We start from the raw sequence: 16195 nt of genomic DNA on the forward strand, positions 1-16195 counted from the left end.
AGGAGGTTTCGAACATGACATTTGCCAGTGACCGTATACATGCCAATCAGGAAAGTTTGGCAAAACAACGCTATGACATGCAAAGCAAGGAATGTATTGCACGTACTTCCCGATTCAGTTTTGAACCAGATGCCGTGATGACCCATCTACGTGAACATATTATTGGACAAGAAGCCGCACTTGATGAAATTGAAAATATGCTTACCACAGTGAAAGCAGATTTTAACGCAGCTCATCGTCCTTTAAGTGTCACACTGATGTTAGGTCCTACCGGTGTAGGAAAAACGGAAACAGTCCGCCTCATTGCTGAAGCGATACACGGTAAAGCTGATGCATTCTGTCGAATTGATATGAATACATTGGCACAAGAGCATTATGCAGCCGCCCTGACAGGTGCCCCACCAGGCTATGTCGGCTCTAAAGAAGGAAATACTTTATTCGATGAAGCCCTGATTCAAGGGAGTTTCTCCAAACCTGGCATTGTTCTCTTTGATGAAATTGAAAAAGCCAGTACTGAAGTCATTCGAGGGCTACTCAATGTGCTTGAAACAGGAACTTTAAAATTAACTGCGGGTACAAAGGTTTTAGACTTTAAAAACTGCATGATTTTTATGACGAGTAATGTGGGTGCCAAAGATGCTCAAAAGCGTCTGAAACAACTCTGTCAATTACCAAAACCACTCCAGAATTTAGCCAAGCATTTGAAATTAGATGACAGTGAAATCACGACAAAAGCACTCGATAAAAAGTTTGATCCTGAGTTTCTAAATCGAATTGAGCGAATCTTACATTATCAGCCAGTTGAATCTGATTTTGCTGCAACCTTAGTCCAACTCGAAATTGACAAAATGAACCAACGTCTAAAAAAGCAAAGTCGAACCATTGCTTTGACCGATGCTGCCATTCGATTCCTGAGTTCAGGACATGATGTTCGATTTGGTGCTCGGGGTTTAAGCCGTCGTTTTAAAGTGTTAGTTGAACCTGCACTCGCGAAAGCTTTTCTAAACAACAAGCACATTAGTGAATTCATCATCGATTACGACAATACGAAGCTTCAAATTCAGATGATTGAGCCTGCAGTGAAACAACTTGATCCGTTACTGATACACGAAGCATCACAACAACACTGAGACCTAAACTTTATTTGACCTCAATACAGGGGATACATTATGCAACATATTAAAATCAAACCAGGAGTTCCACTTGCGGAGCAAGCCGAAATTGGTCACAACCGTTGGCACCCAGACTTACCTTTTCTGACATCAGTAAAACCTGGTGAAGAAATTCTGATTGAAAGTTTGGATTTCCTTGACGCACAAATTAAAGATACTGACGATATTTCTGATGTTAAAAATGTGGATTTAACACGTGCTCATCCTTTAACAGGTCCATTCTATGTTGAAGGTGCAGAACCAGGTGATTTGTTGGTCATTGATCTACTAGACATTCAACCGATTTCTGATGTGGGTTTTTCGGGTGTTTTTGCCAAGGAAAATGGTGGTGGCTTCTTGGCGGACTATTTCCCAGAGGCAGATAAAGCCATTTGGGATTTGAAAGGTTTATTTGCAACTTCACGTCATATCCCTGGTGTACGTATTGCAGGATTAAAACATCCTGGCTTGATGGGAACTCTACCATCACATGATTTACTGAAAGAATGGAATCGCCGTGAAGCATTGCTCGTTCCTAAAGGTCAGGCAAACCCTCCTGATCCACGTACAGCCGTTCTGCGTGGTGTGAAAGGTCCAGAATTTGATCGTATGGCGGCTGAAGCTGCACGCACAGTTCCTCCACGTGAACATGGGGGTAACACAGACATTAAAGACCTTGCTGCAGGAAGCCGTATTTACTTCCCTGTTTATCAAAAAGGTGCTGGCTTCTCAATGGGCGACCTCCACTTCTCACAAGGTGACGGTGAAATTGGTTTCTGTGGTGCGATTGAAATGGATGGCGTTACACGTGTCGGTTTCGATTTAATCAAAGGTGGAATGGAAAAATACAATATTGATTCACCCATCTTTGTTCCAAGCAATGTACGTCCAAATTATGATCAATGGCTGACTTTCGAAGGGATCAGTGTTGAAGATGGTGTAAATCACTATCTCGATGCGACAGTGGCTTACCGCCAAGCATGTTTAAAAGCCATCAAGTATCTTGAAAACTTTGGCTTTACTGGGTCACAAGCCTACATGTTACTTACCGCTGCACCAGTTGAAGGTCGTATCGGAGGTATTGTAGATATTCCAAACTGTGCATGTACCGTCTCACTCCCAACCTCCATTTTTGAACAAAATATCTTGCCGCAAGGTGCTTTAAATGACGATAAATTTTGGGGGCATAAACGCTAATTAGCGCATTATTGTTGTTACAGGTTTCACCATTTTACGGGGTAGCTTGAGTAAGCATGCGAGCTACCTCCTTTTTAACTTTTAAACATGCGCATGCTTAAAAATAAGTAGGAGCACGACCATGCCATTATACGATTTCCGCTGTGAGCACTGCGAAGGAATTTTTGAACAACGTGTGCCTATTTCTAGGATTGCAACTGACACCATCGAATGCAAATACTGCCAACAACCCACCTTAGCGAAACCGATGATTACTGGCAGACAACAAATCAACATGAAGACCAAATGGCGCCCAGGATCAGGTGCAGAACAACTTGCAGGACCTTTAGTGGGCGGTCCAGGTACTAATAAAAATAGTGCACGCAGTTCAGTGCTACACAACTGTCGTGGTGTGAATTGTTCACTCTGTGAAGTATAAAAAAGCCCGCATCTGCGGGCTTTAATGCTCGTGTCTGCAGAAAATTAAACGACTAATTCAGCTAAGTTGCCTTTTTGTTCCAACCATTCTTTACGATCACTTGCGCGTTTCTTGGCTAATAATTTATCTAATAAACCTGAAGTAAAATGCACATCATCCAAATCTAGTTGCACCAAACGACGAGTATTGGGATCCAATGTTGTTTCACGGAGCTGACTTGCATTCATCTCACCCAAACCTTTAAATCGTGTGATTTGTGGGGATTTAGTTTTGGCTTTTTTCAATATGCCTTCTAATTCTTCTTCGTCAAGCGCGTAATGCACATCTTTACCGTCATCAATACGGAATAAAGGTGGCATCGCAACAAATAAGTGCCCTGCTTCAACTAGGCTTGGGAAGTGCTTCACAAATAATGCACATAGCAAAGTCGCAATATGTAATCCATCTGAGTCTGCATCGGCAAGAATACAGATCTTGCCATAGCGAAGTTCAGACAAATCATCAGAACCCGGATCGACTCCTATTGCGATTGCAATATTATGAACCTCTTGAGAAGCAAGTACTTCATCTGAAGAGACTTCCCAAGTGTTTAAAATTTTTCCGCGGATCGGCATAATCGCTTGGAAATTCTTATCACGCGCCTGTTTGGCAGATCCTCCAGCAGAATCACCTTCCACAATAAATAGTTCTGACTCTTCCAAACTATGTCCCACACAATCAGATAATTTGCCTGGTAAAGTTGGACCTGAAACGATTTTTTTGCGCTCAACTTTCTTTGCAGCTTTTAAACGACGTCCCGCTTTTGAAATCGCCATTTCAGCCAATTGCATTGCAATTTCTGAATTTTGATTCAACCATAAGGCAAAAGCATCTTTTGCGATGTTCTGCACAATCCCAGAGGCTTCACGACTTGAAAGACGCTCTTTGGTTTGACCTGAAAATTGTGGCTCTTGAAATTTCAAAGACAGAATATAGTTCACGCCATCCCACACATCTTCCGCTGAAAGTTTCATATTACGTGGTAAGAGATTACGTAACTCACAGAACTCACGGATCGCATCCGTCACACCTGAACGAAGACCATTCACATGTGTGCCACCTTGCGCCGTTGGAATCAAGTTCACATAAGATTCTTGAATGCTCTCTCCGCCTTCAACATTCCAACAAATCGCAAACTCCGCACTGGCACGTTCCGCGTCACCTGTAGCGACAAATGCAGGCATAGGGATGATTTCACGATCTTCCAACTCATCCATCAAATAATCGACGAGACCATTTTCAAACTGCCAAGTGATCTTTTCGTCGTTAATTTCATCAACATAATTGATTTGTAAGCCAGCAGCTAATACCGCCTTCGCTTTTAAATTATGTTTAAGCGCCTTTAATGCAAATTTAGGAGAATCAAAATATTTCGCTTCAGGCCAAAAGTGAACTGAGGTACCCGATGCACGTTTAGGTGCTTTACCTTCCAAAACTTCAAGTGGTGCCGTTGCTTCACCTTGCTCAAAAGCCATTTTGTATAAATTACCTTGGCGCTGAACTTGGACTTCCACACGTGTGGAAAGCGCATTTACAACAGAAATACCAACCCCGTGCAAACCACCAGAGAATTGATAATTATCTGTGCTGAATTTTCCGCCTGCATGCAGTTTAGTCAGAATGATTTCAATGCCGCTTTGACCATATTCAGGATGAATATCAACTGGCATACCACGCCCGTTATCTTCTACTGACAATGAACCATCTTTATACACAGTCACTGTAATTTTATTCGCGTGTCCTGCCAATGCTTCATCGACCGCATTATCAATGACCTCTTGCGCCAAATGGTTTGGACGTGTGGTATCGGTATACATGCCTGGACGACGGCGTACAGGATCTAAACCAGATAAGACTTCAAGGGATTGGGCCGTATATTGAGACACGTTGAATTGTTTCCTTATTTTAAGCTGTCAGCTAAAAACTGATATACCAAGGGTATTTTATCCGCGAAATCATCCATCGCGTGATTGCCATATGTTTCTGTAATGAGGAACGCTTGATGACCATCGCAATTATAATAACGTTCCGCTTCACGATAATCCAAAACTTCATCACCTTGTTGTAACAAGACCAAGATTTTGTCTGCATCTTGCACAAACGGAACTGCCATATCCTCCAATTGATCAAGCTGAGCTTCATCTAACGACCAATTCGCAGTGACTGGATGAGGAAACTGCGCCGTTGAAAACAAGTTTCTAAATAATTTCCATGGTTGCATAGCGGGATTAATCAGTACAGCTGCGACTCCATGTTTCGCGGCAAGCTGCGTCGCATAAAATCCACCTAAACTGCTCCCAATCAAAACGACATTTGACATAGACTCGATGAGTGTCGAAATCAAAGTAATTACCTGATCAGGCGGCATATTTAAATCAGGCAAATGCACTTGTACATGTTCATGTCTTTCAAAATACTGACGAATCAGTTGCCCTTTAATCGAAAAAGGACTACTTTGAAATCCATGTAGATAGATAATATTCATGAACTGATTAATTGCATTTTCCTCAAAATTGTTCTAATTTTTATTGTGAATCAGATCACATATTTGTTTCTCTTTTGTACGATAACAAATATTGTCAGACAAAAAAATTAGAGCCGATCTGAAATCAAAGTTATCTTAAAAATTGTTCGGGATGAACAACATAAGATAAATACAAGGAATTTTATACAGTGATCATTGCTAAAAATAAAGTGTCTTTAGATGATCATGCACTATCAGGATAAGACTAGATGCCGAGTTTAACGCCACTACATGAAACCTATTGTAAATGGGATCGATCTCCTCCAAGTCAGGCCGATGTGCTTGAAGGTTTGGCACAACTGGTCAGCACTCCAATTAACCTTGCTGTTCAAAATCTCATTCAATCACTTCAACGTGAAGTGCTCTTAACCGTATTTGGTTTAAGTAAAAAAACATCAAAAGAATTTCAAAAGAAAACGTACGTTCGAAAGTTATATCAATTTTCATATGACACGCTTCTAAATTACGGAAATTATTTGGTCGCACCAGCCCTGCGCAAAATCATTGATCAATTTCCGAAACTCCATGATAAGCCCCTCACGCCAAAAATGATTTTTTTGGTCAGTGCTCTTAATGGCGTGATTGGCGACTATTTACTCAAAAATCAAAATCCGTTGGCGATTACCAGTAATCTGTATGATCACTATGGAGAGTTACAACAGGGTGACCTGTCAGGTCGTGTCGTGATCTTTTGCCATGGTCTGTGCATGAATCATCTTGATTGGACCAATCGCAACTATGGCGGTATTGGTGAAAAACTGCTTGCACAACGCGACAACAACACCATGCTTTATTTGCATTACAACACTGGGCGCAGAATTTCAGCGAATGGTCGTTCGTTGGCCAATATGCTTGAAGACTTGGTAAAGCGCAATCCACGTATCACCAGCCTTGATTTAATCGGTCACAGTATGGGTGGTTTGGTTTCTCGAAGTGCTTTGTTTTATGGTAAACAAAATCTCCATCAATGGTTTCACATGGCAGAGAATTTGGTCTGCTTAGGTTCTCCACATCATGGTGCGGTTCTAGAACGTATTGGCTTTGCCGTTCAAGAAAAAATTGGACACTTTCCCATCATCAAGTTAGCCAGCCACATTGTGAATATTCGCAGTGATGGTATTTTGGATTTACGCCATGGTAGTGTCCGTGATGATGACTGGGAACACAATCACGCTCGTATTGGCATGATGGATGATAATCGTAAACCTGCACCGCTGCCTTCACATATCAATACATTCTTAGTAGCTGGAACAATTGAGTTTGAAAATCGTAAAAATCGTACACTTAAAGTCATTGGCGATTACTTAGTGAGTGTGCAAAGTGCTTTGGGTGAGCATCCAAATCCGCGATTCCAACTGAAATTGCCAGAATCACATAAAGCGGTGTTCTACGGGCTCAATCATATGGAAATTCAATACCATTCCAGTGTTGCTGAGCAAATCGTTAAATGGTTCTATCCACATCACGATGAATTAGCTGAAGAGCAAATCCGTAAATATTTAATCAAATTAGAAAGCATGGAAGGAATCGTAGAAACCTGACCATCTTCAATAAAAAAGCCAACTATTAGTTGGCTTTTTTATTTTAAGCAGAATACTTTCTGAATAACTGCCAAATCGAGATGATCACCAAAATACTAAAAAATACCAAAGACCACACAGGTAAAGACTGACCTAGGAAAGTCCAGTCTACTACCGCACATTCGCCTGATCCTGACAGCACTTGTTGAAGCACTGTTTTAAGCGGCAAAGCATCTACCAAATAATCTAAACCAGGCCCACAACTTGGCACTTTATCCGGAGGTAAACTCTGCAGCCAGACATGACGTGCAGCAACACCCGCTGACCATAAAATCGATAATGTCCCTAGGAAAGCATATACTCGTTTTAAACCATTACGGACGGGATTGTGTAGAAACGCAATAAAAGAAATCAGCCCCAATCCGATCAGACCTAACCGTTGAAATACACACAATGGACAAGGTTCAAGACCTTGGACATGTTCGAGATACAACGCGAAGGCCATTCCAATCACGCTGGCTATAAACAACAGGCCACTCACCATGCGGTAATTTTGCCACTGCATATACTTTCCTCAATATTTTTATCGATATGCTTTTAGATATTCTTTAAAGCTTAAACTAGACTCTGCTTCCAACTGTTGTTGCTGCTCAAGTGATTGCACTGTAAGTTGTTCAAAATAGGTGACTTTATCCTGAGATAACACATAATTTTGATAATGATCAGCATGTTGATGCGCGAGCACACTACCTAAGCTCCAAGTACCACTATGTTTTAGTGTATCTTCTACTATTTTCGCAGAGAAGGTTTCATCCACTTCATCTACTCGTGATTGCATAATTTGCATTGCATCAGAATACAACGAGGTCGAGTGAGCTTGATCTAACTTTTCTGCTAAAGGCTGCATCTGTTTGAGATATTGATTTGCCCATGTCTCAATTTCAATTGATTGACCATTTTCAACAATGGCAGCATTTGGCGCACGTCCACGATTCACAACTTCTTGCTGGTTTTGTTCAATCACTTCAAGTTCATCATCTAGCAGCTCAGGACTATCTTTTAATAAACAATAAAGCGCTAATACCTCTAAGAAGCCTGCAGTATCTTCATTGATACCAATAGGGCTGTATGGATTCACATCTACTGCGCGCAATTCTACATACCCTACACCACGGTTTGCTAATGCATCAGATGGTGTTTCACCAGACTGTGGTACTTGTTTAGGGCGTACAAGACTGTAGTACTCATTTTCAATTTGCAGTACGTGATCATTAATTTGGATCGGTTCGCCCGCTTCGTCATCTAATCCCAAACGACTGAAAGCAGCATAAGACGTTTTCACCGCCTTTTGTAAGCCTGCTAAATATCCTTTCAAATCATTGTAATGAATACCTAACTCTTTCTGCGCTGAGTTTTGATATCCAAAGCGCCCCATACGCAATGCAGTGGCATATGGCAAATACAATGTTCCCTTAATTAAAGGCAATAAATGATGTTCACGACCCGTCATAAAACAACGACAGACCGATGGGCTTGCACCTATCAAAAACATAACCAATGGGGTTAAACGAATGAAATTTCGAATTAAAGCGAAATATCGATGGCTGCGATAATCCTGCAAACTGAGCTGTTTTAAAGCTTCATCTTGCTCGTTTGCTTGCAACTGCTCAAACAACGCATCAGGGAATGAAACATTGTAATGTACACCTGAAATCGTCTGCATACGACGACCATAACGTACACCTAAACCACGACGGTATAAGGTTTTGAATTTACCAATATTGGACGAGCCATATTGCGCAAGACGAATACTTTCTTCTTCATCATCCAACATACATGGCATCGACATTGGCCATAGCTTTTCACCATCTTCTAGATGTCGATGAGTGAAAGCATGAATATCTTCTAAGTAGCTTAATGCTTCAGGAATTGAAGATTGAGGAGGCGTAATAAACTCAAGTAAGGCTTCAGAATAATCTGTCGTAATATGAGGATGAGTTAACGCAGAGCCTAAACCCTTAGGATGATCTTTCTGGGAGATAAAGCCATCACTTTGCATCCTTAAGCTTTCGCGCTCAATGCCTCGTAACATACCTTTAAACACCGACGAATCCACCCAATTTGGTAAAATTGTTTCAGAGAGCGCTTCGGGTTGACTCATTACTTACTCGCTTATCTAGAAGAACGACTGAGATAAAAAATTATTGATTTATATCAAGTATACCGTGATTTATATTCCCAAATGCAGTTTGCATATACATTTCAGTTGGATAAACCTTTTATTTTGGCAAATTTTTAACACAATCTTAGTCTTTAAGACATCTGAAATTTGTGATTTTATTGCAGAATAAATGCTAACAAACTGTAAAGAATATGAATTATCACAACGTTATAGATTTTTGGTTCAGTGCTGAAACTCAACCACATTGGTTTACGAAAAGCGATGCTTTCGATCAACTTATTCAAGCGCAATTTGGTCACACCATCCAACAAGCTGCCGCAGGCGAACTATGGACATGGCGGGAAACTGCTTTAGGACGCTTAGCAGAAATCATTGTCTTGGATCAATTTTCTCGTAATGTTTATCGTGGCAAAGCTGAATCTTTTGCCCAAGATCCATTAGCACTTGGGCTAGCTCAAGAAGCGGTTCGTCTTGGTTTAGATCTCGAACTGGAACCTGAACAACGTAGCTTCTTATATATGCCTTTCATGCATAGCGAATCAAAAATCATTCACACTCAAGCGCTTCGTTTGTTTGAGGCATTAGGCAACCCTGTAAATTTAGACTTTGAGAAAAAGCATCAAGTCATCATTGAACGTTTCGGCCGCTATCCTCATCGTAATGAAATTTTAAATCGTCTCTCTACACCTGAGGAAATAGAATTTTTAAAACAGCCAAACAGTAGCTTCTAAATTGATATTGATACAACAGACTTCAGGAGAGCGAAATGAAGAACTTATGCATGATTTTGGGATTATCTGGCATGATCCTGCTGTCTGGTTGTGTCACGACGCCAAGTAAACCGCCTACATTTGATCAGCTTGGGCAATTCGCAACTATTCCCTTGAACCAATCAACGTATCGTATTAGTTTTCAAGGCTCATCCAACATGAGCTATGGTACAGCTGAAGAAATAACCTTACTTAAAGCTGCACAAACAACGGTCAAACAGGGCTTTCATTTTTTTAAAGTCCAAGATGATCCAAGCAATCGCACACAACAACCACCTCGTCAAGCTGTGGTTTATTCCAATCCTTACCCGTATGGTTATGGATATCGTAGACATCCTATGTTCTTTGATCCTTTTTATGATCTGCCACAGGTGGTCAGTTTAGAGCCAGTTCAAGTAGCCTATACCATCACCTGTTTTAAAGATCAAAAAACAGCACCTCAAGATGCTTTTGATGCACGTTTAATTTTACAGGCCTTAGGGTCTAAATATGGTTTAAGTGCTACAGGCGACGTACTGCCTGTACAAACACAGCCTTCTCTATCACAATAAAATAATATTAATACAACAGCTTACATAGGAATTATGCATGAGTGCATCACCAACAATGACTACCCCTAGTCTGGATCGAAGCAAACGATTTGCCATGATCGCACTGGTTGTCGCTGTATTGGCTTGGATATCGCTCATGGTGGCTGCCAAAATTTTTCCAGAATATGTTTGGCTTATTCATATTTTAATGTTGTCTGCTGAAGCAGGTGTGGTTGGTGGTTTAGCAGATTGGTATGCCATTACGGTTTTGTTTCGGAACCCATTCGGTCGTATCCCTATTCCTAAGTTTTTAAAAGATCACACCGAAATTATTCCACGTAACAAAGCGCGTATTGCAGAATCCATGGGACGTTTTGTTCAAGAAAACTTCCTATCGCCACAGATTGTGGCAAAAAGCTTGAGTCAAACAGATGTGAGTTTGGCAGTAGGACAATGGCTAGCCAATCCAGATAACAATCGTCAAGTGACTCAAGTGATTCAACAGACAGTGCCTAAAGTTTTTGAGTTTGTTGGACAAGAACAAGTCGGTAGGTTTATTCAAACTAACAGTGTGCAATGGGTAAAGAACACTCAAATCAATACCCTGGCCAGTGAAATGATTCGTGCCGTATTAGAAAATGACTTCCACCAAGATGTTTTACAACGTGGTCTCGATGTTGCGCACGGTTGGGTGACTTCACATCCTGAACAAACTCGGGAGCTAACCCGCACCCTATTTAAAGAACTCGGAGTGTGGCGTTTAGCCAAAGGCGCAAGTTGGATCGGTATCGATGTTCAACAAAGAACGATTGACTCTTTAATAGAGCGTGTCGAGTCAATGTTGGCAGATCCAGAGCATCCATGGCGTCAAAAAATTGAGAGTATTGCACAGCATTTAATGACTGAACTGGCAAATCCTGAAAGTCAGGCGAGTCTTAAATTAAATGAAACTAAAAATGCATTGTTAGATAGTCCTCAAGTTTTAAATTTTATTACTGGTGCCGTCGTCATTCTGTGCAATGCCATTCGTGAAGATTTGGAGAAAGCAGATTCAGGTATAGCTGAAAATTTACGTGTTGCGATTCAACAAGTCGGTCAAAACATCATTTCCAATCCTGCATTACGCCAATTATTAAATGAAAAAATGAGTTCAATGGCAGTCAATCTCAGTGATCAATACAGCGAAAAAGTCATTTTATTTATCAGTGAACGCATTCACGAATGGGACTCACGAGAAATGATCGATAAAATTGAAAATGAAGTCGGTGGTGACTTACATATGATTCGCGTCAACGGTGTTGTCGTTGGTGCATTTATCGGTTTAGTGTTAGGGATCATCCGAGCAGCAGTTGAATTTTTGATTTAACTTAGAAATGAAATTTAAATTTGGTCGCTAACTAAAATTGAATTCATTGTGAATTGACGTCATCAAAAAGCCCATTTCTGCATGAATGGGCTGTATTTATTATTCTTAATCCATTTAAATAACTAAGCTATCACTAGAGTCATTCCTATCTGCTTCATCTTATATAAACCATAATAATATTATAAGGTTACATAATTTTTTTACGATTTAAATGTGAAATAATATCTTGATAAGAGTCTACTTTACAAAAATAAGCTGGGGAGTTCTTTCTCACGTCTTCTGAGGGTTGAAATAAAAAACCATAATCAACTAAATGCAACATCGAAAAATCATTGAATGCATCACCGATCGCAATACTATTGGTCATTGAAACGTTTTCTTTTTGGAACTTTACAATAATTTCATGTTTCCCTTTATCTCGTGTATACAGAACATTTTCTATAAATCCATCTGGTCCAATTTCTAAGTGATGACAATATGTATTTTTAACAGGAAGATTTAATTTTTCAAAAAAGGGAAATAAAAACTCATAAAAGCAATCTGAAATAATGTTAACTTCAAAATTTTCAGCCTTTTGCAAATATTCTAAAAACTCCTTAGCATCTGGAATGACATCCAGTTCTTTAATGTCATCGATTAATTGTTTTAAAGGAATTTTATTTTCTTTCAGTAAATTAATTCTAAATTCCATCAGAGACTTATAGTCTGCGACTTCTCGAGTTGTAATCGCCAACTCTGGGATATTGTATACATTTGAAAAGTGTTTCCATATTTCAGGGACAAGAACACCTTCCATATCGATAAAAGCCATCTTTTTCATATTGCTACCCTATTATTGAAATTTAGCAAACAGAAGTGCTATCCCTAGCAGACATAATACAGTTCCAATCACTCTGTTAATCTGTACTTGCTTAGCTAACATTTTCTGTCTTAAAACAATCGATGAAAAAAGCAAAGCCACCAATCCAAACCATAAAAAATGAGCAAAAGACATAAATAGCCCATAACCGACCAGAATCGCTTTCGGCGTACTCACACTGATGATCTGAGTGTATGTACTAATCACAAATAAAGTCGTTTTAGGATTAAGTGCATTGGTGAAAAAGCCATATTTCACTGCTTGAAAAGGATTAATTGCAGCAGTTGATGACGTCTCGACAACCGGACTTTGTACAAAAGTTTTATAACCGATATAGATGAGATAGATGGCTCCAATATACTTCACAATATTTAGAATTTGAGGTGTATACGCCATGACAAATGCGACAGCAATGAGCGTATAAGTCACATGAATCAACACACCTAAAGAAATTCCCAGTGAAGTGAGAACACCTATCCTTCTACCATATAAGTAACTGTTTTTTGTCACGATAGCGAAATCAGCACCAGGACTCACAACAGCGAGTATGGTGATGAGAATAACTGCTATAAACTCACCCATTCATTATGCCTTTTTAAACGTGATCACTAATACATCTCTTAATCCAATATCACCCAACGTAAAATCATTGACTTTGATTTCCGTTACGCTGTGATAGACCTGATGATCATCCACAAGTGCGATATCTAAAAAATTTTCAAGCATAAATTCTGCTTTCAAATTCTTATTTAAGTCATAAATTCGGGTCATTCCACCCTGAACATTTTGACGGTTGATCATGGCCATTAAAACGAAATCCACCCCATCGCGATGTATCCCCTCAGGGGTTGGCTTACCACTATCGTTAAATTTTGCTTCAATGCGAAATTGATGCGCTTCGATAAACCAATTTTCAGTTTCAATTTCTGAAAAGGTGAGATATGCGAATTGTAGTAAATTTCTAAAAATTGGATTTTCAATTGTATTTTTATCAATCTCTGAAAAATATCTCGCAATTCCACCATTCAAAGTGTTGTATTCAATCGTCTGAAAATGAGGAATATAAGAATTTTTCAGTAAAATTTTATGCTTATCATTAATAGTAAAGTTGCATGTTTTCTTGTTCGATATTTACCTTTATCCGACATAAATTGATCTAAATCTAGAGCGTTCCAACTGTCTATAAAATCACTGACATCTTGCTCATTAACATCGTGAAAATTATTATTTTTCTGTATTTCTTGGAATGTATTTAAATCAATAAACGCATAACCCTTGTTGATTATCTCTTTTGAATATGTGTATTCATCGAGATGCTGCTTGTTAAATGGACTGAATTTTAATATATTTTCCATTGTATTAGCTTTATTTTGCTTTTGGTAATCTTCATTTTGAACAAAAGTTAAAAAAATAAAATCAATAAAATCGACTAAAAATACATGAGTTTTTGGAATGATAGAAAAAATATCTTTGAATTCACTGAAGTTTTTTTATTTTGTCGCTAAATACAGCAGTGTCACGATTGCAGCAAAGAAATTATTTGTTACGCAAAGTGCCGTCAGTAAGCAAATTTACAATCTCGAAGAAATATTAAATATCACATTATTTGAACGACGAAATAAAACCTTGATACTCACCAAAGAAGGAGAAACTCTTTTTCATTGCGCTCAGAATATTTTCAATCAATTGGATGATTGTTTAATTGGACTAACTCAAAATAAAACTGAAAACAAACAATTGGTACTGTCCTGTGAACCAACCATTTCGATGAAGTGGTTAATTCCACGACTTGTTGAATTTAAAAAACTTGGACATGATTTTGAAATAGTTTTGCTCACAGGTGGTGGTGTAGTCGACTTTGAAAAAGATAATATCGATATCGCTATACGAAGAAATGATTTTGAATGGGGGTCGCATCTGTTTAGTGAGAAAATTGGCGATGAATATATTGTGGCAGTCCAAGCATCTCACCACCCTAAAACCAAAGAATTGTTAATTTCTAAATCACGCCCTTATTTTGCAAAAAAATTACACCAATTGGATGAACTCAAAGATATTTTGAAGAAACATTCCAAAATAGAATTAGAGCATTTTTACTTATGTTTAGAAGGCTGCTTGGCTGGCCTAGGAAAGACGATCATTTCTATCTACATGATTGAAAAAGAATTAGAGCTCAAGTCTGTAAAAAAAATAACACCAATTCTTCAGGATGGTTCTGCCTATTATCTACTGTCCCATACTAGATTTATTGAAGATCCTCGGAAGATTATTTTTTTAAATTGGTTAAAAAATGAAATGAAGCAAAGTCAGATCAATCATTTGTAACATGAGATCACATAGATCATCTAAGGTTTTAAACTTAATTGAAGATCATTAGAATCTTATGAAAATTAAAACGAATATGTCGCAGATATTTGTATTTAGTGCAGGCATTTCAACTGCTAAACTACGAAGAAACGGGCTAAATATTACTATCCAGCATGATTAAAATTGAATCTAAATTACCAGACTTAGGTGTCACTATTTTTAGCGTGATGTCAGCACTCGCCCAAAAGTTGAACGCGTTAAATCTTTCTCAAGGTTTTCCTGATTTTCCACCTCCTCCTGAATTAATTGCAGCTTTAGCTCAAGCCACACAACAAGGCTATAACCAATATCCACCTGGTGACGGTCTGCTGAGTTTAAGACAAAAAATTGCAGCCCAATTCTGCCAACGAGACCAAGTCGATTTAGACCCGATCAGCGAAATCACCATTACACCTGGTGCAACGACTGCAATTTTGTGTGCGATTCAAGCTGTTGTAAATGCTGGAGATGAAGTAATTATTTTCGATCCTGCTTATGATAGTTATGCACCTGCAGTGAAACTCGCTGGGGCGCAAGCGATCCATATCAACTTGATACATCCAGACTTCCATGTTGACTGGAATGTGGTGAAAGATCGAATAAATGAACGAACGCGATTAATCATTGTAAATACACCACATAATCCCTCAGGTGCAATTTGGTCCAAGCAAGATTGGCAACAACTGATCGAGTTGATTCAGGATAAAAACATTTGTGTACTTTCTGACGAGGTCTATGAACATTTAGTGTTTGATGGTCAACAACATTATTCTGCGCTTAGTTTTCCTGAACTTCGAGATCGTAGTTTTGTGATTGGTTCATTCGGAAAAACGTTTCATGTTACTGGTTGGAAAACTGGATATTGCGTTGCACCTCAGGCACTGATGAAAGTATTTCGTCAAATTTATCAATTTGCCAATTTCTGTGGTGTCCATCCGATTCAAGTCGCGCTTAATCAATTCATCGAACAACATCCTGAACATATTTTAGATCTCCCCAATTTTTATCAAGCTAAACGTGACTTATTCATCCATGGAATTCAACATTCAAAATTTCAATATCTGCCGTCACCAGGAACTTATTTTCAAAACTTAGATTTCAGTACACTAAGACCTGAGCTCACAGATATAGAAATGTGCCAATATCTTGCAGAACAACACAAACTGGTAGCGATTCCTATATCAGTGTTTTATCAACAGCCACCTCAAGATCTGAAGCTCATTCGAGTCTGTTTTGCAAAACAAGAAGAAACCTTGCATCTTGCAGGAGAAATTTTAACGAAGGTTTAATCAC

General features: G+C 39.0%; 17 protein-coding genes. 9 read left to right on the forward strand and 8 right to left on the reverse strand.

The window, feature by feature from the left end; genetic code table 11:
- Positions 1-14: 14 nt before the first annotated feature.
- From BMW42_RS04415 to BMW42_RS04425, 3 genes are all read left to right on the forward strand, one after another.
- Positions 15-1130: an AAA family ATPase gene (locus BMW42_RS04415; RefSeq protein ID WP_092766539.1), complete on the forward strand. Its 1116-nt coding sequence runs from the start codon at positions 15-17 to the stop codon at positions 1128-1130.
- A 39-nt stretch (positions 1131-1169) separates the two neighbouring features.
- A complete protein-coding gene (fmdA, locus tag BMW42_RS04420; RefSeq protein WP_092766540.1) occupies positions 1170-2348 on the forward strand; it encodes a formamidase in 1179 nt (392 codons plus the stop codon).
- A 121-nt stretch (positions 2349-2469) separates the two neighbouring features.
- The gene (locus BMW42_RS04425) at positions 2470-2766 is read left to right on the forward strand and encodes an FmdB family zinc ribbon protein (protein ID WP_035264759.1); all 297 of its coding nucleotides are present in this window, start codon (positions 2470-2472) and stop codon (positions 2764-2766) included.
- 44 nt (positions 2767-2810) lie between these two features.
- Here BMW42_RS04425 and parE read toward each other — a convergent pair whose 3' ends face one another.
- Together parE and BMW42_RS04435 are read right to left on the reverse strand one after the other, a co-directional pair.
- The gene (gene parE, locus BMW42_RS04430) at positions 2811-4691 is read right to left on the reverse strand and encodes a DNA topoisomerase IV subunit B (protein ID WP_092766541.1); all 1881 of its coding nucleotides are present in this window, start codon (positions 4689-4691) and stop codon (positions 2811-2813) included.
- A 14-nt stretch (positions 4692-4705) separates the two neighbouring features.
- Complete coding sequence (locus BMW42_RS04435; protein WP_092766542.1) at positions 4706-5290, reverse strand: YqiA/YcfP family alpha/beta fold hydrolase; 585 nt, start codon at positions 5288-5290, stop codon at positions 4706-4708.
- A 248-nt stretch (positions 5291-5538) separates the two neighbouring features.
- Between BMW42_RS04435 and BMW42_RS04440 the strand changes: the two genes are divergently transcribed.
- Entirely contained in the window at positions 5539-6870 is a 1332-nt protein-coding gene (locus tag BMW42_RS04440; protein WP_092766543.1) for a PGAP1-like alpha/beta domain-containing protein, read from the forward strand.
- Between the two features lie 43 nt (positions 6871-6913).
- On the opposite strand, the gene BMW42_RS04445 is transcribed toward BMW42_RS04440, so the two are convergent.
- Together BMW42_RS04445 and gshA are read right to left on the reverse strand one after the other, a co-directional pair.
- A complete protein-coding gene (locus BMW42_RS04445; protein WP_092766544.1) occupies positions 6914-7414 on the reverse strand; it encodes a disulfide bond formation protein B in 501 nt (166 codons plus the stop codon).
- 18 nt (positions 7415-7432) lie between these two features.
- Complete coding sequence (gshA, locus tag BMW42_RS04450; protein ID WP_092766545.1) at positions 7433-9010, reverse strand: glutamate--cysteine ligase; 1578 nt, start codon at positions 9008-9010, stop codon at positions 7433-7435.
- A gap of 212 nt (positions 9011-9222) precedes the next feature.
- On the opposite strand from gshA, the gene BMW42_RS04455 reads away from it, so the two are divergent.
- From BMW42_RS04455 to BMW42_RS04465, 3 genes are read left to right on the forward strand one after another with little or no spacing between them, the layout of a single operon-like run.
- Positions 9223-9762 (forward strand): DUF924 family protein, encoded by a 540-nt coding sequence (locus BMW42_RS04455; RefSeq protein ID WP_092766546.1) that lies wholly within the window; start codon positions 9223-9225, stop codon positions 9760-9762.
- Between the two features lie 35 nt (positions 9763-9797).
- Positions 9798-10352 (forward strand): CC0125/CC1285 family lipoprotein, encoded by a 555-nt coding sequence (locus tag BMW42_RS04460; RefSeq protein ID WP_092766547.1) that lies wholly within the window; start codon positions 9798-9800, stop codon positions 10350-10352.
- A gap of 37 nt (positions 10353-10389) precedes the next feature.
- A complete protein-coding gene (locus BMW42_RS04465; RefSeq protein WP_092766548.1) occupies positions 10390-11697 on the forward strand; it encodes a DUF445 domain-containing protein in 1308 nt (435 codons plus the stop codon).
- A 187-nt stretch (positions 11698-11884) separates the two neighbouring features.
- Here the strand turns inward: BMW42_RS04465 and thrH are convergent, their stop codons facing one another.
- From thrH to BMW42_RS04485, 4 genes are read right to left on the reverse strand one after another with little or no spacing between them, the layout of a single operon-like run.
- On the reverse strand, positions 11885-12517 hold the full coding sequence (thrH, locus tag BMW42_RS04470) for a bifunctional phosphoserine phosphatase/homoserine phosphotransferase ThrH (protein ID WP_092766549.1): 633 nt from the start codon (positions 12515-12517) through the stop codon (positions 11885-11887).
- Between the two features lie 12 nt (positions 12518-12529).
- Positions 12530-13138 carry a LysE family translocator gene (locus tag BMW42_RS04475; RefSeq protein WP_035264787.1) on the reverse strand — a complete coding sequence of 203 codons (609 nt, stop codon included), beginning with the start codon at positions 13136-13138 and terminating at the stop codon, positions 12530-12532.
- A 3-nt stretch (positions 13139-13141) separates the two neighbouring features.
- Positions 13142-13687 carry a 2OG-Fe dioxygenase family protein gene (locus tag BMW42_RS04480; protein ID WP_092766550.1) on the reverse strand — a complete coding sequence of 182 codons (546 nt, stop codon included), beginning with the start codon at positions 13685-13687 and terminating at the stop codon, positions 13142-13144.
- The gene (locus tag BMW42_RS04485) at positions 13630-13911 is read right to left on the reverse strand and encodes a hypothetical protein (protein ID WP_092766551.1); all 282 of its coding nucleotides are present in this window, start codon (positions 13909-13911) and stop codon (positions 13630-13632) included. Before BMW42_RS04485 ends, BMW42_RS04480 begins: the two co-directional genes overlap by 58 nt.
- A 97-nt stretch (positions 13912-14008) precedes the next feature.
- Here BMW42_RS04485 and BMW42_RS04490 point away from each other — a divergent pair, with 97 nt between their 5' ends.
- Positions 14009-14881 carry a LysR family transcriptional regulator gene (locus tag BMW42_RS04490; RefSeq protein WP_092766552.1) on the forward strand — a complete coding sequence of 291 codons (873 nt, stop codon included), beginning with the start codon at positions 14009-14011 and terminating at the stop codon, positions 14879-14881.
- A gap of 155 nt (positions 14882-15036) precedes the next feature.
- A complete protein-coding gene (locus tag BMW42_RS04495) occupies positions 15037-16191 on the forward strand; it encodes a methionine aminotransferase (protein ID WP_092766553.1) in 1155 nt (384 codons plus the stop codon).
- Positions 16192-16195: the final 4 nt, after the last annotated feature.

The sequence above is a fragment of the Acinetobacter sp. DSM 11652 genome (assembly GCF_900109815.1).
In the GTDB taxonomy this organism is placed as follows: Bacteria; Pseudomonadota; Gammaproteobacteria; order Pseudomonadales; family Moraxellaceae; genus Acinetobacter.

Coding starts and splice junctions, on each gene's coding strand:
- BMW42_RS04415 (WP_092766539.1), top strand. CDS start 15: ATGACATTTGCCAGTGACCGTATACATGCCAATCAGGAAAGTTTGGCA.
- fmdA (WP_092766540.1), top strand. CDS start 1,170: ATGCAACATATTAAAATCAAACCAGGAGTTCCACTTGCGGAGCAAGCC.
- BMW42_RS04425 (WP_035264759.1), top strand. CDS start 2,470: ATGCCATTATACGATTTCCGCTGTGAGCACTGCGAAGGAATTTTTGAA.
- BMW42_RS04435 (WP_092766542.1), bottom strand. CDS start 5,290: ATGAATATTATCTATCTACATGGATTTCAAAGTAGTCCTTTTTCGATT.
- BMW42_RS04440 (WP_092766543.1), top strand. CDS start 5,539: ATGCCGAGTTTAACGCCACTACATGAAACCTATTGTAAATGGGATCGA.
- BMW42_RS04445 (WP_092766544.1), bottom strand. CDS start 7,414: ATGCAGTGGCAAAATTACCGCATGGTGAGTGGCCTGTTGTTTATAGCC.
- gshA (WP_092766545.1), bottom strand. CDS start 9,010: ATGAGTCAACCCGAAGCGCTCTCTGAAACAATTTTACCAAATTGGGTG.
- BMW42_RS04455 (WP_092766546.1), top strand. CDS start 9,223: ATGAATTATCACAACGTTATAGATTTTTGGTTCAGTGCTGAAACTCAA.
- BMW42_RS04460 (WP_092766547.1), top strand. CDS start 9,798: ATGAAGAACTTATGCATGATTTTGGGATTATCTGGCATGATCCTGCTG.
- BMW42_RS04465 (WP_092766548.1), top strand. CDS start 10,390: ATGAGTGCATCACCAACAATGACTACCCCTAGTCTGGATCGAAGCAAA.
- thrH (WP_092766549.1), bottom strand. CDS start 12,517: ATGAAAAAGATGGCTTTTATCGATATGGAAGGTGTTCTTGTCCCTGAA.
- BMW42_RS04475 (WP_035264787.1), bottom strand. CDS start 13,138: ATGGGTGAGTTTATAGCAGTTATTCTCATCACCATACTCGCTGTTGTG.
- BMW42_RS04485 (WP_092766551.1), bottom strand. CDS start 13,911: ATGGAAAATATATTAAAATTCAGTCCATTTAACAAGCAGCATCTCGAT.
- BMW42_RS04490 (WP_092766552.1), top strand. CDS start 14,009: ATGATAGAAAAAATATCTTTGAATTCACTGAAGTTTTTTTATTTTGTC.
- BMW42_RS04495 (WP_092766553.1), top strand. CDS start 15,037: ATGATTAAAATTGAATCTAAATTACCAGACTTAGGTGTCACTATTTTT.